The sequence below is a fragment of the Mycolicibacter algericus DSM 45454 genome (assembly GCF_002086455.1).
GTDB lineage: Bacteria > Actinomycetota > Actinomycetes > Mycobacteriales > Mycobacteriaceae > Mycobacterium > Mycobacterium algericum.
Window position 1 is genome coordinate 1 of the sequence record NZ_MVHC01000079.1, and the last position, 1,311, is coordinate 1,311.

Consider the following 1,311-nt stretch of genomic DNA (forward strand, 5'->3'; position numbering starts at 1 on the left):
CGCCGGTAGTGCGGTGGGGGCGTTTTTGGCGTTTGGGATGGCGCCGTTGGCGGCTGCGCCGGTGGCCAAGGCTGATGAGCTGGATTGGGTTGTTGACCTGTTCGGTGCGGATTTGGCTGGGGCGCTGGAGGATTTGGGTCAGGCGTCGTCGTGGGAGACGTTGTTTGATGCGGATTCGTGGGAGCCGTTGCTGTCCAATGTGGGGTTGAGTTTTGATGCGTCGGTGGCCGGTGTGCCGGGTTCGGCGGCTGCTGATGACTGGTTCGGTTCGTTGTTCTATACCCCGTTGCATGACTGGGGGCAGGACTTCATTTTGAGTCCGTTTGGGTCTGAAGTCGCGTCGTTTATCAACTTGTTCGGGTTCGGGACGATGTTGATCGGCAATGGTGCCGACGGTGAGGATGGCGGCACGCTGGCTGAGGCTGCTGGTGGTGCTGGTGGGTTGTGGTTCGGTGATGGTGGTGCCGGTGGTACCGCTGCTGATGGCACCGGTGGTGTCGGTGGCGCCGCGGGGATGTTCGGCGATGGTGGCGCCGGTGGTGCGGGCTTGGCCGGTGGTTCTGGTGGTGCCGGCGGTGCTGGTGGCTGGTGGATGGGTGTTGGTGGTGACGGCGGCGCCGGTGGTGAGTTGGGTGGCCATGGTGGTGCCGGTGGTGCCGGGGCCGGGTTTATGTATGGCGTCGGCGGTAATGGTGGTGATGGTGGTGATGGCCTGGCCGGCCTGGCTGGGGCGGCTGGCGCGGCGGGCCTGAATGGTCTGGCTGGTGGCAATGGTGGCGCTGGTGGCAATGGTGGCGCTGGTGGTAAGGGTTCGTGGTTCATCGGTTCGGGTGGCGCTGGTGGCAATGGTGGTGCCGGCGGCAATGGTGGTGCCGGTGGTGATGGTGGCGATGGTGTGGATGCCACCGAGGCCGGTGCTGATGGTGGTGATGCTGGTCATGGTGGCGATGGTGGTGCTGCTGGTGCGGCCGGCAAGGCGGGTGCTGGGGGCTCGGGTGGCTTGATCGGCAGCTCCGGTGCCGCCGGTGTTGGCGGTGCTGCTGGTGTTGGTGGTGATGCCGGTGCTGGTGGCAATGGTGGTGCTGGTGCTGATGGTGACGCCACGACTATTGATGGTGGTGCTGGTGGCCGCGGTGGTGACGCGGGTGTGGCCGGTGCCGGTGGTGCGGCGGCGACCAGTGGCGGTAATGGTGGTGCTGGTGGTGACGGGTTCAGTGCGACGACTGCTGGCGCCTCTGGTGGTGCTGGTGGGCGTGGTGGTGATGCTGGAAACCTGGGTAATGGTGGCGCCGGCGGCAACGGCGGTGACGG

The 1,311-nt window shown here is 65.9% G+C and carries 1 protein-coding gene; it reads left to right on the top strand.

The window, feature by feature from the left end:
- Positions 1-37: 37 nt before the first annotated feature.
- Positions 38-1,311: PGRS repeat-containing protein (locus tag BST10_RS23480; protein WP_341350372.1), on the top strand; the 1,274-nt coding region annotated here is incomplete at its 3' end.